The 15,440-nt window shown below is 73.7% G+C and carries 13 protein-coding genes; 6 read left to right on the forward strand and 7 right to left on the reverse strand.

Annotated features, from left to right (window positions below; translation table 11 throughout):
- Positions 1 to 23 precede the first annotated feature (23 nt).
- Positions 24 to 755: an SDR family oxidoreductase gene (locus ACZ51D_RS28600; protein WP_465663885.1), complete on the reverse strand. Its 732-nt coding sequence runs from the start codon at positions 753 to 755 to the stop codon at positions 24 to 26.
- Between the two features lie 123 nt (positions 756 to 878).
- Between ACZ51D_RS28600 and ACZ51D_RS28605 the strand changes: the two genes are divergently transcribed.
- On the forward strand, positions 879 to 1,727 hold the full coding sequence (locus ACZ51D_RS28605; RefSeq protein ID WP_360499286.1) for a LysR family transcriptional regulator: 849 nt from the start codon (positions 879 to 881) through the stop codon (positions 1,725 to 1,727).
- Here the strand turns inward: ACZ51D_RS28605 and ACZ51D_RS28610 are convergent.
- On the reverse strand, positions 1,703 to 2,557 hold the full coding sequence (locus ACZ51D_RS28610; protein WP_465663843.1) for a helix-turn-helix transcriptional regulator: 855 nt from the start codon (positions 2,555 to 2,557) through the stop codon (positions 1,703 to 1,705). The two genes, ACZ51D_RS28605 and ACZ51D_RS28610, sit on opposite strands and share 25 nt — an antisense overlap.
- Before the next feature lie 103 nt (positions 2,558 to 2,660).
- On the opposite strand from ACZ51D_RS28610, the gene ACZ51D_RS28615 reads away from it, so the two are divergent.
- Entirely contained in the window at positions 2,661 to 3,395 is a 735-nt protein-coding gene (locus tag ACZ51D_RS28615; RefSeq protein ID WP_360499282.1) for an SDR family NAD(P)-dependent oxidoreductase, read from the forward strand.
- A 13-nt stretch (positions 3,396 to 3,408) separates the two neighbouring features.
- On the opposite strand, the gene ACZ51D_RS28620 is transcribed toward ACZ51D_RS28615, so the two are convergent.
- From ACZ51D_RS28620 to ACZ51D_RS28630, 3 genes are all read right to left on the reverse strand, one after another.
- On the reverse strand, positions 3,409 to 4,074 hold the full coding sequence (locus tag ACZ51D_RS28620; protein ID WP_465663844.1) for an HAD family hydrolase: 666 nt from the start codon (positions 4,072 to 4,074) through the stop codon (positions 3,409 to 3,411).
- 137 nt (positions 4,075 to 4,211) lie between these two features.
- Positions 4,212 to 5,759, reverse strand: coding sequence for a putative Ig domain-containing protein (locus tag ACZ51D_RS28625; protein WP_465618573.1), 1,548 nt, complete (start codon positions 5,757 to 5,759; stop codon positions 4,212 to 4,214).
- 187 nt (positions 5,760 to 5,946) lie between these two features.
- Positions 5,947 to 6,864 (reverse strand): hypothetical protein, encoded by a 918-nt coding sequence (locus ACZ51D_RS28630; protein ID WP_465618571.1) that lies wholly within the window; start codon positions 6,862 to 6,864, stop codon positions 5,947 to 5,949.
- A gap of 170 nt (positions 6,865 to 7,034) precedes the next feature.
- Here ACZ51D_RS28630 and ACZ51D_RS28635 point away from each other — a divergent pair, with 170 nt between their 5' ends.
- A complete protein-coding gene (locus tag ACZ51D_RS28635) occupies positions 7,035 to 8,156 on the forward strand; it encodes an alpha/beta hydrolase (RefSeq protein ID WP_465618569.1) in 1,122 nt (373 codons plus the stop codon).
- Between the two features lie 310 nt (positions 8,157 to 8,466).
- Positions 8,467 to 10,770 carry a glycosyltransferase family 39 protein gene (locus tag ACZ51D_RS28640; protein ID WP_465663845.1) on the forward strand — a complete coding sequence of 768 codons (2,304 nt, stop codon included), beginning with the start codon at positions 8,467 to 8,469 and terminating at the stop codon, positions 10,768 to 10,770.
- 99 nt (positions 10,771 to 10,869) lie between these two features.
- Here ACZ51D_RS28640 and ACZ51D_RS28645 read toward each other — a convergent pair whose 3' ends face one another.
- Entirely contained in the window at positions 10,870 to 12,447 is a 1,578-nt protein-coding gene (locus tag ACZ51D_RS28645) for an alpha/beta hydrolase (protein ID WP_360499270.1), read from the reverse strand.
- Between the two features lie 165 nt (positions 12,448 to 12,612).
- A complete protein-coding gene (gene moaA / locus ACZ51D_RS28650; protein ID WP_465618565.1) occupies positions 12,613 to 13,608 on the reverse strand; it encodes a GTP 3',8-cyclase MoaA in 996 nt (331 codons plus the stop codon).
- 129 nt (positions 13,609 to 13,737) lie between these two features.
- Here moaA and ACZ51D_RS28655 point away from each other — a divergent pair, with 129 nt between their 5' ends.
- Together ACZ51D_RS28655 and ACZ51D_RS28660 are read left to right on the forward strand one after the other, a co-directional pair.
- Positions 13,738 to 14,370 (forward strand): nucleotidyltransferase family protein, encoded by a 633-nt coding sequence (locus ACZ51D_RS28655; RefSeq protein ID WP_465618563.1) that lies wholly within the window; start codon positions 13,738 to 13,740, stop codon positions 14,368 to 14,370.
- 152 nt (positions 14,371 to 14,522) lie between these two features.
- On the forward strand, positions 14,523 to 15,377 hold the full coding sequence (locus tag ACZ51D_RS28660; protein WP_360499264.1) for a hypothetical protein: 855 nt from the start codon (positions 14,523 to 14,525) through the stop codon (positions 15,375 to 15,377).
- Positions 15,378 to 15,440 lie beyond the last annotated feature (63 nt).

Here is a 15,440-nt window from a genome sequence, read left to right on the forward strand (position 1 = left end):
GCCACCGGCTTCCAGGGCACCGGCTACCAGGCCACGTCCTTGCCCTCGTGGTCCAGGAACCGGAGCCCCGGCTCGCCGCGGTGGCGCTCGATCGTCCCCACCACGCCGGGAACGCTCTCCTCCACGCTCAACTCCGCTTCCATGCCGCCGAGTTCGGTCCGCACCCAGCCCGGGTCCATCAGCAGCAGGCTGCGCGCGCTCCCGGCCTGACGGACGGCGTAGCAGCGCATCAGCTGATTCAGCGCGGACTTGCTCGCCCGGTACAGGTCCTGCCCGCCCTCGGTGTTCAGGGCGATGCTCCCCTGGTCGGAGGACATCACCCCGATGGCCCCGGTCGGCGCGACCAGCGGGCCGAGGGTCTCCACGACGCGCATCGGGCCGAGCGCGTTGGTGGCCATCACCTCGGTGAACATCTCCGTCGGCACCTCGCCGATCGGCAGGTCGCCGCGGGCGACGGCGGCGTTGACGAAGAGCAGGTCGAGGGTGCGCCGGGCCAGCCGGTCGCGCAGGGCCGCGATCTGCTCCGGGTCGGTCATCTCCAACTGCTCGACGGTCAGCCGCCCGTCGGCGGAGTCCGCCAGGTCGTGCAAGCCGGTGCGGCGACTGCCGCGCACGGTGCCGATGACGTCCCAGCCGCGGCGGAGGTACTCGGCGGCGATCCCGAGACCCAGGGTGCGGGAGGCGCCGATGACGAGGGCTGTCCTGCGCGGTTCGGCGGCGACGTGGGTGTCCGCCGCGAGGCGGGTGTCGGCCATGGAGTGCGTGTCGGCCGTGGAACGGGTGTCGGCCGTGGAGTGGGTGTCGGTCATGGGTCGAGTCTCCGAGCGGCCGGGGCCGGGCGTCCAATACCCTTCCGCACGCATTGATACCGTGCGGGCATGGATCTGGACCTGCGCAAGCTCCGCTACTTCCTCGCGGTGGCCGAGCACCGACAGTTCGGCCGGGCGGCCCAGGAGCTGTTCATCGCGCAGCCGGTCCTCAGCCGGCAGATCCGGGCGTTCGAGCGGGAGTTGGGCTTTCTGCTGTTCACCCGGACCACCCGCAGTGTCGAACTGACCGCTGCCGGACGGCAGTTGCGCGAGGAGGCGCAGCGGATCACCGCCACGGTGGACACCGCCCTGCGGCGCGTCCAGGAGGCCGCGCGCGGCGAACAGCGGCTGGTCGTCGCCTTCTCGCCCGGCCTGCACGTGTCGGAGGCGATCCGGGCGTTCACCGCGCGCCACCCGGACATCGGGGTCGACGTCCTCCCGCTGCGCTGGTGGGAGCAGGACGCCCCGCTGCGCGACGGCCGCGCGCACGTCGGCTACCTGCGGCGGCCGTTCGACGACACGGGGCTGCGCACCGTCCCGATCGGCCAGGAGGCCAAGGTGGCCTGCCTGCCGGTGACGCATCCGCTGGCCGGCCGCCGTGCCCTCACCTCGGCCGACCTCGACGGTGAGCCGATCCTCGACGCCAGGAAGCGTCGGACGTCCTCCCTGGACGAGAAGTTCGAGCTGATCGCCTCCGGGCAGGGCATCGCACTGGTCCCGCTCAGCGTCACGGGCTCGTACTCCCGTCCCGACCTGGTCTACCTGCCGGTCACCGACTCGCTGCCCGTCGAGACCTGCCTGGCGGTCCCGGAGGGCGGTGGCACCGGCCCCGTACCGGACTTCCTGGCCATCGCCACCGCCACCCTGCGCCGGCCCGCCGCGGACGCACCCGCTCACTCCCGCACGGCCAGGTCCTGACTGCCCACCACCTTCAGCAGTCGCAGCGCCGTGTGCGACGGCGTCCCGGGGGCCGCGGTGTAGAAGATCGTCCACTGGTCCCGGTGCGGGTCGTGCAGCGCCTCGCAGTCGAGGTCGAGCGGGCCGACCACCGGGTGGAGGATCCGCTTGCGGGTCGAGCGGCGGACCTCCACGTCCTGCCGCGCCCACAGCTCCCGGAACTCGGCGTCGGCCGCGAGCAGCCGCTCGACCAGGGCGCGCAGGGCGCTGTCGGCGGGGTAGCGGGCGGCGGCGGACCGCAGGTCGGCGACCGCGCGGCGGCCGAACTCGGCCTGGCCTGAGGCGTCGTGGCGGGCGCGGGTGTCCGGGTCGGTGAAGAAGCGCCAGATCAGGTTGCGCTCGCCGGGCGGCGGGGCGGAGAAGTCACCGAGCAGGGCGGCCGCCATGGGGTTCCAGGCGAGGATGTCGCGGGCGGCGCTGCAGACCATGGCCGGGGTGTCGTCCAGCCGGTCGAGCAGGTGCAGGATGCCCGGCCGGACGTCCCGGGACAGCGTGCTCGGGGGCAGCGGCGGCTCGCCGACCAGGTGGTGCAGGTGGGCGGTCTCGTCCTCGGACAGCCGCAGGGCCCGGCTGATCGCCCCGATCATCTGGCGGGACGGCCGCGGCCCCCGGCCCTGTTCCAGCCGGATGTAGTACTCCACCGACATCCCCGCGAGCTGCGCGACCTCCTGGCGGCGCAGGCCCGGGGTGCGGCGCCGTCCGCCGGCCGGCAGGCCGACGTCGGCGGGCTGGATGCGGGCGCGCCAACCCCGCAGGAAGGCGGCCAGCTCCGCCCGGTCCACGTTTTCCACGGCCCCAGTCTGGCCCGACCACGTGCCCGGCCACCATGGGACCGCCGATACCACCCTCGACAGTGCTCTCCCGGCCCCGGCGCCACCGGGCCAGGGTGGGGCCATGAACACCAACCGCATCGTCCTGATCACCGGCGCCAACAAGGGCATCGGCCTGGCCACCGCCGGGGAACTCGCCCGCGCCGGGCACACCGTGCTGATCGGCGCCCGCGACCCGGAGCGCGGTGAAGCGGCCGCCGCCGGGCTCGCCGCCGAGGGCCTGGACGCCCGCTTCGTCCGCCTGGACGTGACCGACCCGACGACCGTCGCCGCCGCGGCCGAGCTGATCGCCGCCGAGTACGGCCGACTGGACACCCTGGTCAACAACGCGGGCATCGCCCGGGACTGGCGGCGCACGCCGGAGGAGCTGCCGGTCGAGGCCGTGCGCGAGACCTACGAGACCAACGTCTTCGGCGTCATCGCCGTCACCAACGCCATGCTGCCGCTGCTGCGGAAGTCACCGGCCGGGCTGATCGGCAACGTCTCCAGCGGCCTCGCCAGCTTCGCCTTCCTGGCCGACCCGGACTCCCCGGTCTGGGAGCACGCGACCCTGCTCGCCTACAACTCCTCCAAGGCGGCGCTGAACGCCGTCACCCTGGTCTACGCCCGGGCGCTGCGCGATTCCGCCGTCAAGGTCAGCTCTCTGGAGCCGGGCTACTGCGCGACCGACCTCAACGAGCACAGCGGCCTCGCCACCGTCGAGGAGGGCGGCCGGCGGATCGCCCGGCAGCTCGGCGAGGCGGCCGCCGGGCCGACCGGCCGGTTCTTCCACGCCGAGGGTGGCCACCACTCCTGGTGACCACCCCTGGTGACTAGACCGGCTGAACCGCGCCGGCCGCGATCAGCCCCGGCAGCTCGCGCATGTCGTGGAAGACGACCGTGCCCGGCCCGGCCAGCCGCTCCGCCGCCGTGACGCCGCCCGCGTAGCCGAGCGATCGCATCCCGGCGGCGCGGGCGGCCGTGACGCCGGGCGCACTGTCCTCGACCACGACGCAGGCCGCCGGGTCGACGCCCATGCTCCGCGCGGCGTGCAGGAACAGGTCGGGCGCGGGCTTGCCGTGCTCGACCTCGGTGGCGCTGAAGATCCGCCCGGCGAAGCGCTCGTAGAGTCCGGTCCGGCCCAGGGTGTGCCGCATCTTCTCGTGCGCACCGCTGGAGGCCACACACGCGGGCAGGCCGATCGCGTCGAGCGCCTCCGGCAGGCCGTCCACCGGGGTCAGCCCGGCGTCCACGGCCTCGGCGTGCAGCTCGTGGAACCGCTTGCCCCACACCGCCGCCGTCTCCGCCCCGAGCCGCTCGGCCACCAGCGCGTTGTTGACCGCCTCCGACCGCCCGACGAACCGCTCGATCGCCTCGGCCTCGGTCAGCGGCCAGCCCAGTTCCTCCCCCAGCCGCACCAGCACCCGCACGGCGATCACCTCGCTGTCCACCAGCACGCCGTCACAGTCGAATATCACCAGCTCAATCGGCTTGATCACCCGGACAGCATACGGCGGCGGCCGTCCACGAACGGGGCCCGACCCAAGGGGCTTTCCCGGTCCTGGAGTTGCGGCGGAAGACCGCGCAGCCCGGCCCCGGCGGACCGGGGGCCGGGCTGCGCGGCCGGGGTGCCGCGTCAGGCGGTCTGGACGGAGGTGTCGTCGATCACGAAGCTCGTCTGCAGCGAGGAGTCCTCGACCGCGTTGAACTTCAGGGTGACGCTCTGGCCCGCGTAGGACGACAGGTCGAAGGTGCGCTGCTGGTAGCCCGCCGCGGCGTCGACGTTGGAGTACGTCTTCAGCGCGGTGCCGTTCACCGACACGGTCAGCTTGTCGTACGCGGTGGTGCCCGACTCCGCGGTGTCGACGTGCAGCCAGAAGCTCAGCGTCGCCTTGCAACCCGTCGGAATGCTCACGGTCTGCGACACCGTGTCGGTGTGGGAGGAGCCGTAGCCGTCCATCCACGCCTTCCAGGAACCGCCGTGCGCGGCCTGGCTGGAGCTGTTGTCGACCACGCCGGAGCTCGCCGTCCACGGCGCCGCCGAACCGGTCTCGAAGCCCGGGTTGCCGAGCAGCTGCGCCGGGATGCACGAGCCTTCGCTGCCGATGACGTTCCAGGTGAAGCTCGCGGTGGCGGTCTTGCCGGCCGAGTCCTTCACCGTGACGGTCACCGGGTAGGCGCCGCCGGTGGTCGTGGTGCCGGTGATCGCGCCGGTCGAGGCGTTGATGGCCAGGCCCGCGGGCAGGCCGGTGGCCGAGTACGACAGCGGAGCGGTGCCGCCGGACGCGTTGATCTGCAGGTTCACCGAGCCGCCGACGGCGGTCGACTGGTCACCGGGGCTGGTCACCGAGACGGCGCCGCTGCCGGCGGGCTTGGTGAGCAGGCAGCCGGCGACGTTGAGGTCGATGGCCCGGGTGGAGTTCAGGCAGGTGGTGAACCAGTAGGTCTCCTCGCCGTAGCTCTGGCCCTTGACGGCCTTGGTGGTGCCGTCGGCGGCCACCTCGCACGGGTTGTTGAGGGTGCACATCGCACCGTCGTCGTTGCCGGTGTTGTTGATGCCGACGATCCGCCCACTGGCGGAGTCGATGATCGGCGAGCCGGAGGTGCCGTGTGTGGTGTTGCAGCCGGAGCTGTAGCGCAGCGAGTCGTGCCAGGTCCACTCGTCCTCGCGGAGGGTGGGCACGAACCCGTTGACGGAGCAGTTCCAGACCTGCTTCCAGTACGAGGAGGGTATGTACATCGCGGCGCCGTCGACCGGGTGCGTGTCGCTGACGGTGAGCGCGGTGGCCCCGTACTTGGAGGTGATCGAGCCGTAGGTGTCGGTGAGTTGGTAGAGCGCGACGTCGGTGCCGGTCATCGTCGCGTAGAGCACCTTGTCGGCCTGGACGGTGCCCAGGCTGTTGCCGGCGCCGTCGAGCAGGGTGCCGCTGCGGCTGGCGCTGGCGTTCTGGATGACCTGGCCGGCCGAGGGCATGGTCGGCAGGCAGTGCCCGTTGGTGAGCATCAGCGCCCGGTCGCCGGCCACCGAGGTGGGGTAACGGACCAGCGAGGCGGAGCAGTTGCTCAGGGCGATGGTGGACGTCAGGTCGGCCGCCTGGGTGGCGTGCGCGGGGGCGGCCGCGAAGGCCAGCCCGCCCGCGACGACGGCGCTCGTGCCGGCCACCGCGACAAGTCTCTTGAACATGGCTCTCCTTGTGGGGGATCGCGGGGTGTACGACTGGTCGCCGACGCCCACGCCGCACGAAAGTGCCATGGCCACTTCAAGGGGGTCAACCGTTCTGCCCGAACTCGCCACTCGTCATGGCCTGTTGTGCCACCCCGCAGTAACCACCCGTCCCGGTATGCCCGTTACGTGCTACGGCTGCTGCCTGCTACGGCTGCGGGACGGAGTTCACATCCGACCACTCGGTCTTCCCGTTTCCGGGCCGCGCCGGGTTGAGGGTGATCGTCCAGGTGGTCGCGGTCCTCCCGGAGGAGGTCTTCTCGACCTTGAAGTCCTTCGGCGTCGAGAACTTGACGTACCGGCAGCTCCGGGTGAACACCTTCGCCCCGGAGTCCCAGTCCGAACCGCTGGTGTAGTAGAAGTCGTACGTGCCGTCCGTGATGCCCTCGACGGTGACCTGCTGCCCCTTGGCCGAGTACACCGAGGCGACGGACTGCCCGTCCCGCGCGATGGAGAAGACCACGTCCTCCGCTTCGTTGTTGACGACCTTCAGCGTGCCCAGGCCGTTCTGCTCACCTTCTCGGACCATGGTGCCGTTCTCCAGGGTCCGCGGCTGCGGCTGCGGCTTGGGCAGGTCCGGGACGGTGAAGGTGGCCTGGTAGCCGGCCGTTGCCAGCTTGGCCAGGGCGGCCGGGACCGCCACCAGCCCCTGGCCGGCACCGAGCTGGGCCTGAACGACATCGACAGTGCAGAACTTCTTGTCGTTGAGGTCGACGCGGATCGTCAACGCCTCGGAGGAGAGCGCGTTCAGTCCGTTCACCAGTTCGGTGCGCGTGGTCTCGGCTCCGGCGGGCGTGCCGGCGGCGTTCAGGTTGCGGGAGGCGCGGTCGGCGCTGGACTCGACGGCCGCGAGCGCCGTACCGACCTCGTTCGTGGTCTTGGCCGCCGCCACCTTCGCCAGCCCGGTGTTGATCGGTCCGAGGACCTGGTCGAGCGTCGTACCGTACGGCGTCGCCGAAGCGCTTGGCGTCGCCGACGCACTCGGCGCGGCAGTCCCTCCGCCCCCGCCGCCCGAACACGCCACGAGCAGCAGCACTCCGCCGACGGCCAGGCCGGACCTGAACACGGACCCCGAAGACCTCACGAACCCACCCCTGATGTCATCCAGTGCGCGCTCCCCACGCGCATCCGGGACGACATGCTGCCGAGTACGAACGACCCCGGTCAACCCGTTTCGAACGATCATCGGAAGGGCCCGCCCCGGCCCGCCCGTCAGGGTCAACTACGATCGGGCACGTGCTCAGCCTCACCGGACTCCCCCTCCAGATCATCACCTCGGTCATCGCGATCGTCGTCTTCGCCGCCACCATGTGGCTCTGGCCGCGGTTCGGCGGGAAGGGCTGGAAGTCCTGGCTGGGCCGGATCGGCGCCTTCCTGGCCACCCAGGTCTCGGTGCTGGTCGCGATGGGCCTGATCGCGAACGGCTACTTCGGCTTCTACAGCTCCTGGACCGACCTGCTCGGCACCAGCGGCAAGCTCGGCACGGTGGTCGACCACACGCCGAACGCCTCCGGGGTGGCCGTCACCGGCGAGCAGAAGTTCTACTCCTCCCAGGGCTCGGACCCGGAGCGGTCGGGGATGATCCAGCAGATCGCCGTCAAAGGGGCGGGCAGCGGTCTGAGCACCGAGGCGTACGTCTACCTGCCGCCGCAGTACTTCCAGCCGGACTACACCAAGCAGCGGTTCCCGATGGCCCTGGTGCTCACCGGCTACCCGGGCATCCCGGAGAAGCTGATCTCGCTGATGCAGTACCCGGCGTCGACCCTCGCCGCGATCGAGGAGAAGAAGCTGCCGCCGACCATCCTGGTGATGGCCCGGCCCACGCTCGTCGGCAACCGGGACACCGAGTGCGTGGACGTGCCGAACGGCCCGCAGGTGGAGACCTTCTTCACCAGCGACCTGCCCAAGGCCCTCGCCACCACCTACCGGATCGGCACCGACCCGGCCAACCGGGCCGTGATCGGCAACTCCACCGGCGGCTACTGCGCGCTCAAGTTCGCGCTGCGCAAGCCCGACTCCTACCCCGCGGCGGTCGCCCTCTCCGGCTACTACAGCGCCGCCCACGACGAGACCACCGGCGACCTGTTCGGCGGCAGCGCCCAGCTGAAGCAGGAGAACGACCTGCTGTGGCGGCTGAAGAACCAGCCGGCCGCGCCGGTCTCGCTGCTGCTGACCACTGCCAACGACGAGAACAACTTCGACGAGACCAAGGCCATGGTCGCCGCCTTCAAGGCCCCCACCAAGATGTCCACCATCACCCTGGACACCGCCGGCCACAACTTCCACACCTGGACCCGGGAGATCCCCCCGGCCCTGGAGTGGCTGGGCAAGCACATCACCATGCCCGCCGCCGCGTAGCCGAGCCGGCAACCCGGCAGATCACACCCGCCTCACAGCCCCGTCTCACGGTTCTCTCAGCCGCGCCACGCAGCGTATGGCGCATGACCACGAGCAGCTACTCCCCTCCGGCCGGCGACCCGTGGCCCGAGGCTGCGAACCACCCGCCGCCGGAGGTGTCGCAGCCGGGCCCCGACCGACCGGACCCGGCACCGCTCTTCCCCGAGCAGTCCCTGCCGCCCGCCGGCCCCAAGGGCCCGCCTCCTGGTCCGGCCGGCTGCGCACCCTCCCGGCCCGCGCCTGGCGCGGGCGCGCGGACGACCCGCGCTGGGTGCGCCCGGCCCTGCTGGCGCTGCTGGCCGCGACGGCCGTCCTCTACCTGTGGGGACTGAGCGCCTCCGGCTGGGCCAACGCCTTCTACTCGGCCGCCGTCCAGGCCGGCACCCAGAGCTGGAAGGCCTTCTTCTTCGGCTCCTCCGACGCCGGGAACTTCATCACTGTCGACAAGCCGCCGGCCTCGCTGTGGCCGATGGTGCTCTCGGCGCGGGTCTTCGGCCTCTCCTCCTGGTCGGTGCTGGCCCCGCAGGCGCTGATGGGCGCGGCCACCGTCGGCGTCCTGTACGCCACGGTGCGCCGCCGCTTCTCCCCGCTCGGCGGCCTGCTGGCGGGCGCCGCGATGGCACTCACCCCGGTGGCGGCGCTGATGTTCCGCTTCAACAACCCGGACGCGCTGCTGGTGCTGCTGCTGACCCTGGCCGCGTACGGGATGGTGCGGGCGATCGAGGCCGCGGGCACCCGGTGGCTGCTGTTCACCGGGGCGATGTTCGGCTTCGCCTTCCTCACCAAGACCCTCGCGGCGTTCCTGGTCCTGCCCGCCTTCGCGGTGATCTACCTGGTCGTGGCGCCCACCGGCTTCTGGCGGCGGGTGCGGCAGATGCTGCTCGCGGGCGTGGCGCTGCTGGTCTCGGGCGGCTGGTGGGTCGCGATCGTCGAGCTGCTGCCCGCGTCGGCCCGCCCGTACGTCGGCGGCTCGCAGGACAACAGCTTCCTGTCGCTGACCTTCGGCTACAACGGCCTCGGCCGGGTGGACGGCAACGAGCGCGGCAGCGTGGGCGGCGGCGGACGGCTCCCGGTCGGGCTCGACCTGCCGGGCGGCGCGATGCGCGGCGGCGGCCGCGGCTGGGGCTCGACCGGCCTGACCCGGCTGTTCGGCACCGACATCGGTGGGCAGATCGCCTGGCTGATGCCGGCCGCGCTGATCCTGCTGCTGGTCGGCCTCTGGGCGACGCGCCGCTACGCCCGCGCCGACAGCGCCCGCGCCGCGTTCCTGGTCTGGGGCGGCTGGCTGCTCTCCACCGCGCTGATCTTCAGCTTCATGTCCGGGATCTTCCACCAGTACTACACGGTGGCGCTGGCCCCGGCCGTCGCGGCCCTGGTCGGCATGGGCGTGGACGGGCTGTGGCGGGCGCGGCACCGGCTGCCGTGGGCGCTGGTGCTGGCCGGGACGCTCGCGGTGACGGCGGTCTGGGCGTTCGTGCTGCTCGGCCGCAGCCCGGGCTTCCTGCCGTGGCTGCGCTGGGCGGTGCTGGTCGGCGGGCTGGCGGCGGCGGTCGCCCTGGTCGGCGGGCAGCTCGCCGGGCGGGCCTCCGGCCGGGTCGGCGCGCGGATCGCCTCGGTGGCGGGCCTGGTGGGCCTGGCGGCGGCGCTCGGCGGCCCGGCGGCGTACGCGGTGGACACCGTCAACACGGCGCACACCGGCTCGATCGTGACCGCCGGACCGGGCGTGCAGGGCGCGTTCGGGCCGGGCGGCGGTGGCGGACGCAAGGGCGGCGGCAAGGGCTTCCCGGGCGGCGGCGGCAACGGCCGCTGGTTCGGCCAGGGTGGGCAAGGCGGACAGGGCGGACAGGGCGGACAGGGCGGACAGCAGGGCTTCCCCGGCGGCCAGGCTCCGCGCGGGCAGAACGGCGGGGGCTTCCCCGGCGGGTTCCCCGGCGGCATGGGCGGCGGTTCGGGCTCCGGTAGCGGCAACGGTTCCGGCTCCGACCACGCGAACGGAGGCCACGAGCGCGGTACCGCCGGCGGCAACGGTGGCAACGGCACCGCCGGCGGCAATGGCACCTTCCCCGGCGCTCCCGGCGCGGCCGGCCCCGAGGGCACGGCCCCCGGCGGCATGGGCGGTGGCTTCCCCGGCGGCATGGGCGGTGGCGGCATGGGCGGCCTGCTCGGCGGCACCAGGGTGAGCGACGAGGCCGCCGCCCTGCTCAAGGAGAACGCCGACCACTACACCTGGGCGGCCGCGACCGTCGGCTCGCAGAACGCCGCGAGCTACCAACTCGCCACCGGTGAGCCGGTGATGGCCCTCGGCGGCTTCAACGGCACGGATCCCTCGCTGAGCCTGGCGGGCTTCCAGAAGTACGTCCAGGAGGGCAAGGTCCACTGGTTCATCGCCGGCGGTTCCCGCGGCGGCTTCGGCGGCGCGGGCGGCAGTGCGGGCGGCAGTAGGGCCGGCAGTGCGGCCGGCGGTGAGCAGCAGGAGTCGGAGAACGCCCGGATCGAGTCCTGGGTGGCCGCCCACTTCACCGTCAAGACGGTCGGTTCGGCCACCTTCTACGACCTGACGGCCCCGACCTCCTGACTCCGGTCCCCGGTCTCCGATCCCCGAGGGGGCGTGCCGCGTTCGCGCGGCACGCCCCCTTGTCGCGGCCTTTCCCGTCCCCGGGCGCGCCGGAGCCGCTCAGTCGGACGGGCAGTGCGTCCCCGCCGCCGGCATCCGGCCGTCCTCCAGGAACGCGGCGATGGCCGTCCGGACGCAGGAGCTCTTGTCGTACGCGGTGTGCCCGTCGCCCTCGCGGGTGAGCAGCACGCCGTGCTCCAGACCGGCCGCCAGCCGCTGCGCCCACGGGTACGGGGTGACCGGGTCCTCGGTGGAGCCGACGACCAGGATCGGGGCGCTGCCGGGCGCCAGGATCGAGTGCGGGTGTTCGGTCGAGCGGTACGGCCAGGGGCGGCAGTCGGGGGCGAGCAGGGTGACCAGGGGGTTGTGCCGGCTGGTCAGCGGGGCCTGGCCGGCGAGGTCGGCGAGGGCCGCGCTCAGCTCCGCCTGGGTGGGCGGCGGGAGGTCGGCGCAGGAGATGGCCGCGTAGGCGTCCGCGACGGTCGCATAGTGCCCGTCCTCGCCGCGTCCGTTGGCGCCGTCGGCGAGTGCGAGCAGGGCGTCCGCGTCGCCCCGGGTGACGGCCGGGGTGAGGGCGTCCTGCAGCCGGTACCAGGAGCGGTGGCCGTCGTAGAGCACGTTGAGGGTGGCGGTCCAGCCGAGGGCGGCGGTGAGGGTGCGGCCGTCGGTGGCGTGCAGCGGGTGCTTGTGCAGGCCGTCGAGGAAGGCGGCGAGGCGGCGCGGGGCGGCGGCCGGGTCGGCGCCGAACGGGCAGTCCTTTCCGTCGTCGGTGGCGCAGGAGGTGGCGAAGGCCCGGAACGCGGCCTCGCCGGCGACGGCCTGTTCGACGTCGAGCTGCATCGGGTCGGTGCCGTGCTCGACGGCGCCGTCGAGGACGAGGCGGCCGGTGCGGTCGGGGAACTCCTCGGCGTAGAGCGCGCCGAGGTGGGTGCCGTAGGAGAGGCCGAGGAAGTCCAGCTTGGCTTCGCCGAGGGCGCCGCGCAGGACGTCGAGGTCGCGGGCGGTGTCGCGGGTGGCGACGTGCGACAGCAGGTCGGGGTGGTTCGTCCGGCAGGCGTCGGCGAGGATCCGGCCGTGGTCGTAGGCCGGGTCGTCGGTGGCGTTCCACTCGTCGCGGGTGTGGTCGTCCAGGCAGTGGACGGGGGTGGTGGCTCCGGCGCCGCGCGGGTCGAAGCCGACCAGGTCGAAGCGGCCGTGCAGCCCCTGGTAGGTCTTCCAGTCCCAACGGACCATGCTGATACCGGAGTTGCCGGGACCTCCGGGGTTGACGAAGAGGGCGCCGATCCGCCGGTCCCGGTCGGCGGCGGGCAACCGGACGAGGGCGACGCCGATGGTGCGGCCGCCGGGGTCGGTGTAGTCCAGCGGGACGGTGAGGGTGGCGCACTGGATGGTCGGCGCGTCCTGGTCGCCGTCGTCCTCGTCGGGGCAGGTCCGCCAGTCGATCCGCTGGCTGTAGAGCGCGCGCAGGGCCGGGGTGGCGGTGGCGGCGACCAGTTGGTCGAGGGGCGGCCGGCTGCCGGTACTGCCCGCGCCGCCGGCGCCGGTGCAGCCGCCCACGAGGGCGAGCACGGCGGCGACGGCGAGGGCGGACAGGGCGCGCCGGGGGAACCGGGCGGGACGAGGGAAGCGGGAGATCATCGGGGCCACTGCCCACGAATACCATCCGACCCGCACCCGCCTCGAATCCGGGTCGCACCGCACCCACCCCGGATCCGGGTCGCACCGCGCAGCGCGAGCCCCACACCGCGAGCCCCACACCGCCCACCGCGAGCCCCGAACGGCGAACCCGCCCCCCCGGGGGTGTCAGCCGCCGATCGCGGACATCGGACGGTCCGGCCGGACGAAGTCCGCGCTCCCGATGGCGTGTCCGGGCCCCTTGCCCGTCACCGAGGCCCGCCAGGCCGCCTCGATCGCCGCGTCGTCCGCCCCGCCGCGCAGCAGGGCGCGCAGGTCGGACTCCTCCGTCGCGAACAGGCAGTTGCGCAACTGCCCGTCGGCCGTCAGCCGGACCCGGTCGCAGCCGCCGCAGAACGGCCTGGTCACCGAGGCGATCACCCCGACCACCGCGTCCGTCCCCGCGATCCGCCACTCCTCCGCCGGCGCGCTGCCGTGCCGCCCCACCGGCACCAGGTCGAACCGCTCCCCCAGCGCGGCCAGGATCTCCTCCGCCGTCACCATCGCGGCCCGGTCCCACGCCCCTTGCGCGTCCAGCGGCATGGACTCGATGAACCGCATCAGGTAGCCGTGCTCGACGGCGAATTCGGCCAGGGCGACGATCTCGTCCTCGTTCACCCCGCGCACCGGCACCGCGTTGACCTTCACCGGGCCCAGCCCCGCCGCCTTCGCCGCGGCCAACCCCGCCAGCACGTCGGCCAGCCGGTCCCGCCGGGTGATCGCGGCGAAGCGCTCGGGCCGCAGCGTGTCCAGGCTGACGTTCACCCGCCCCAGACCGGCCTCGCGCAGGGCGACCGCCGTCCGTGCCAGGCCGATCCCGTTGGTCGTCAGCGACACGTCGGCGCCCAGCTCGGCGATCCGGCCGACCAGCCCGGGCAGTCCCCGCCGCAGCAGCGGCTCGCCGCCCGTCAGCCGGACCGACGCGATCCCCAGCCGCTCGACGGCGATCCGCACCAGCCGCACCACCTCGTCGTCGCCGAGCACCTCGGCCCGGGCGAGCCAGTCGAGGCCCTCCGCCGGCATGCAGTAGGTGCAGCGCAGGTTGCAGCGGTCGGTCAACGAGACCCGCAGATCGGTGTGGACCCGACCGAAACGGTCCACCAGCGGGCGCGGTGCGGTGTTCATCGACCCAGTACAGGCGGCGGGAGCCCGCAGGACCAGCGGCCGAACCGCCGGGGAGCGGCCGCCACCTGCGGCTTCGCCTTGTGGATTCACACAATGCGCGACCCCGTCCGGGGGCGGCAGGCTGGGCCCATGCAGACTGCGCCGACGCCCGCTTGCCCGCACCCGGTCGGCCCCGCCCCGGTCGCCGCCCTCGTGCTCGCCGCCGGGGGCGGGCGGCGCCTCGGCGGACGCCCCAAGGCGCTGATCCGGTACGCGGGCCGACCGCTGGTGGAGCACGCGGTGGCGGTGGTCCGGGCCGGCGGCTGCGCGGACGTCACGGTGGTGCTGGGCGCGGCGGGCGAGCGGGTCAGGGCCACCGCCCACCTGCCGGGCTGCCGTCTGGTGGCCAACCCGGACTGGGCGGGCGGCATGGGCTCCTCGCTGCGGGCCGGCCTGGCCGCCGTGGCGCCCGAGGCCTCGGCGGTGCTCGTCATGCTGGTGGACACCCCGGGCGTCACCCCGGCCGCCGTGGCCCGGCTGCTGGCCGCGCACCGGGCGGGCGCCGAGCTGGCCGCGGCGGCCTACGACGGGCGGCGCGGCCACCCGGTGCTGATCGGCGCCCGGCACTTCGCCGAGGCGGCCGCGGGCGCCTCCGGCGACGCCGGCGCCCGCGCCCTCCTGGCGGCGCACGCGGCGGAGGTCGTCCTCGTCGAGTGCGCCGACGTCGCCGTCCCGGACGACCTGGACACCCCCGCCGACCTGGCCCGCTGGTCCGCCGGGTGACCGTCCTCCTCGGGACGGAGGCCGCCTCGCCCCTGACGGTCGGCGACCCCTGATCCGTCCCTGAGGATTGCCCCATTCCGCGCCCAGCGCCGGACATTTCGGGGAGCATGGGAATCGTCCCACCCACCCGACACCGACGGACGGAGCCCGCGATGGCCGGACTGCCCGACGACTTCACCGGACACGACCCCACGCGGCCGGGGGCGGGCGGTGGCGCCCGGGCGATCCGTTGCCCCGCCTGCCGCCGCGAGCACCTGTACGAGCCGCCCTCGCTGCCCTGCCCCTGCGGTGCCTCGCTCAAGGTGCCGCTGCTGCGCGGCGGGGTGCCGGTGCAGGTGCGCTTCCGTTCCTGGGAGGACTCCTGGCTGAGCATGCGCTGCCCGCACTGCGGCCGCTCCGACCAGTGGCCGCAGCCCGAGTTCACCTGCAACTGCGGCGCCACCGTCCGGCTGCCGGTGGACCGTGCCACCCGGCTGGGCAGCGGTACGGCCGCCCCGCTCGCCGCCCCCGGCCCGCAGGCCTCCCGCCCCCACCCGGCCCACCCGCTGGGCGCGCCGGCGCCCGCCCCGCCCGCGCCGCCCGGCGCCTCCACCGGCCGCTCCCGCCCGTTCCGCCACCGCACGCCCTTCCGCCCGAACCCGGTGCGTACCTCGCAGGACGCGGTGATCACCGCCGCCCGCTACCTGGAGTGGCTCGGCTTCGACGACCTGGAGCTGACCGAGGCGCAGGAGCGCGACGGGGTCACCCTGCTGGGCGGCCGGATGGTCGCCCAGGTCGACACCTGGACCGAACCGGCCGACGTGAAGGCGGTCGAGTGCCTGTGGCTGCAGACCCTGCACGCCGAGGAGATGGCCGCCGCGATGTTCACTCTCGCGGGCTATTCGCACCAGGCCACCGTGCGCGGCGAGCAGCTGCTGGTCGCCCTGTTCAGCCTGGATCTGGCAGGTGTGCCGCAGCCCGCGAACGGCGCCGCCGAGGCCCTGATGGAGACCGGCTGGACCTCCTGACCGACCGGATGCCCCGCCGGATCGTTTCGCCCGCGCACCCCTAGATCATTTCTTCCTCAAAAT

The organism is Kitasatospora sp. NPDC033851, from assembly GCF_055576085.1.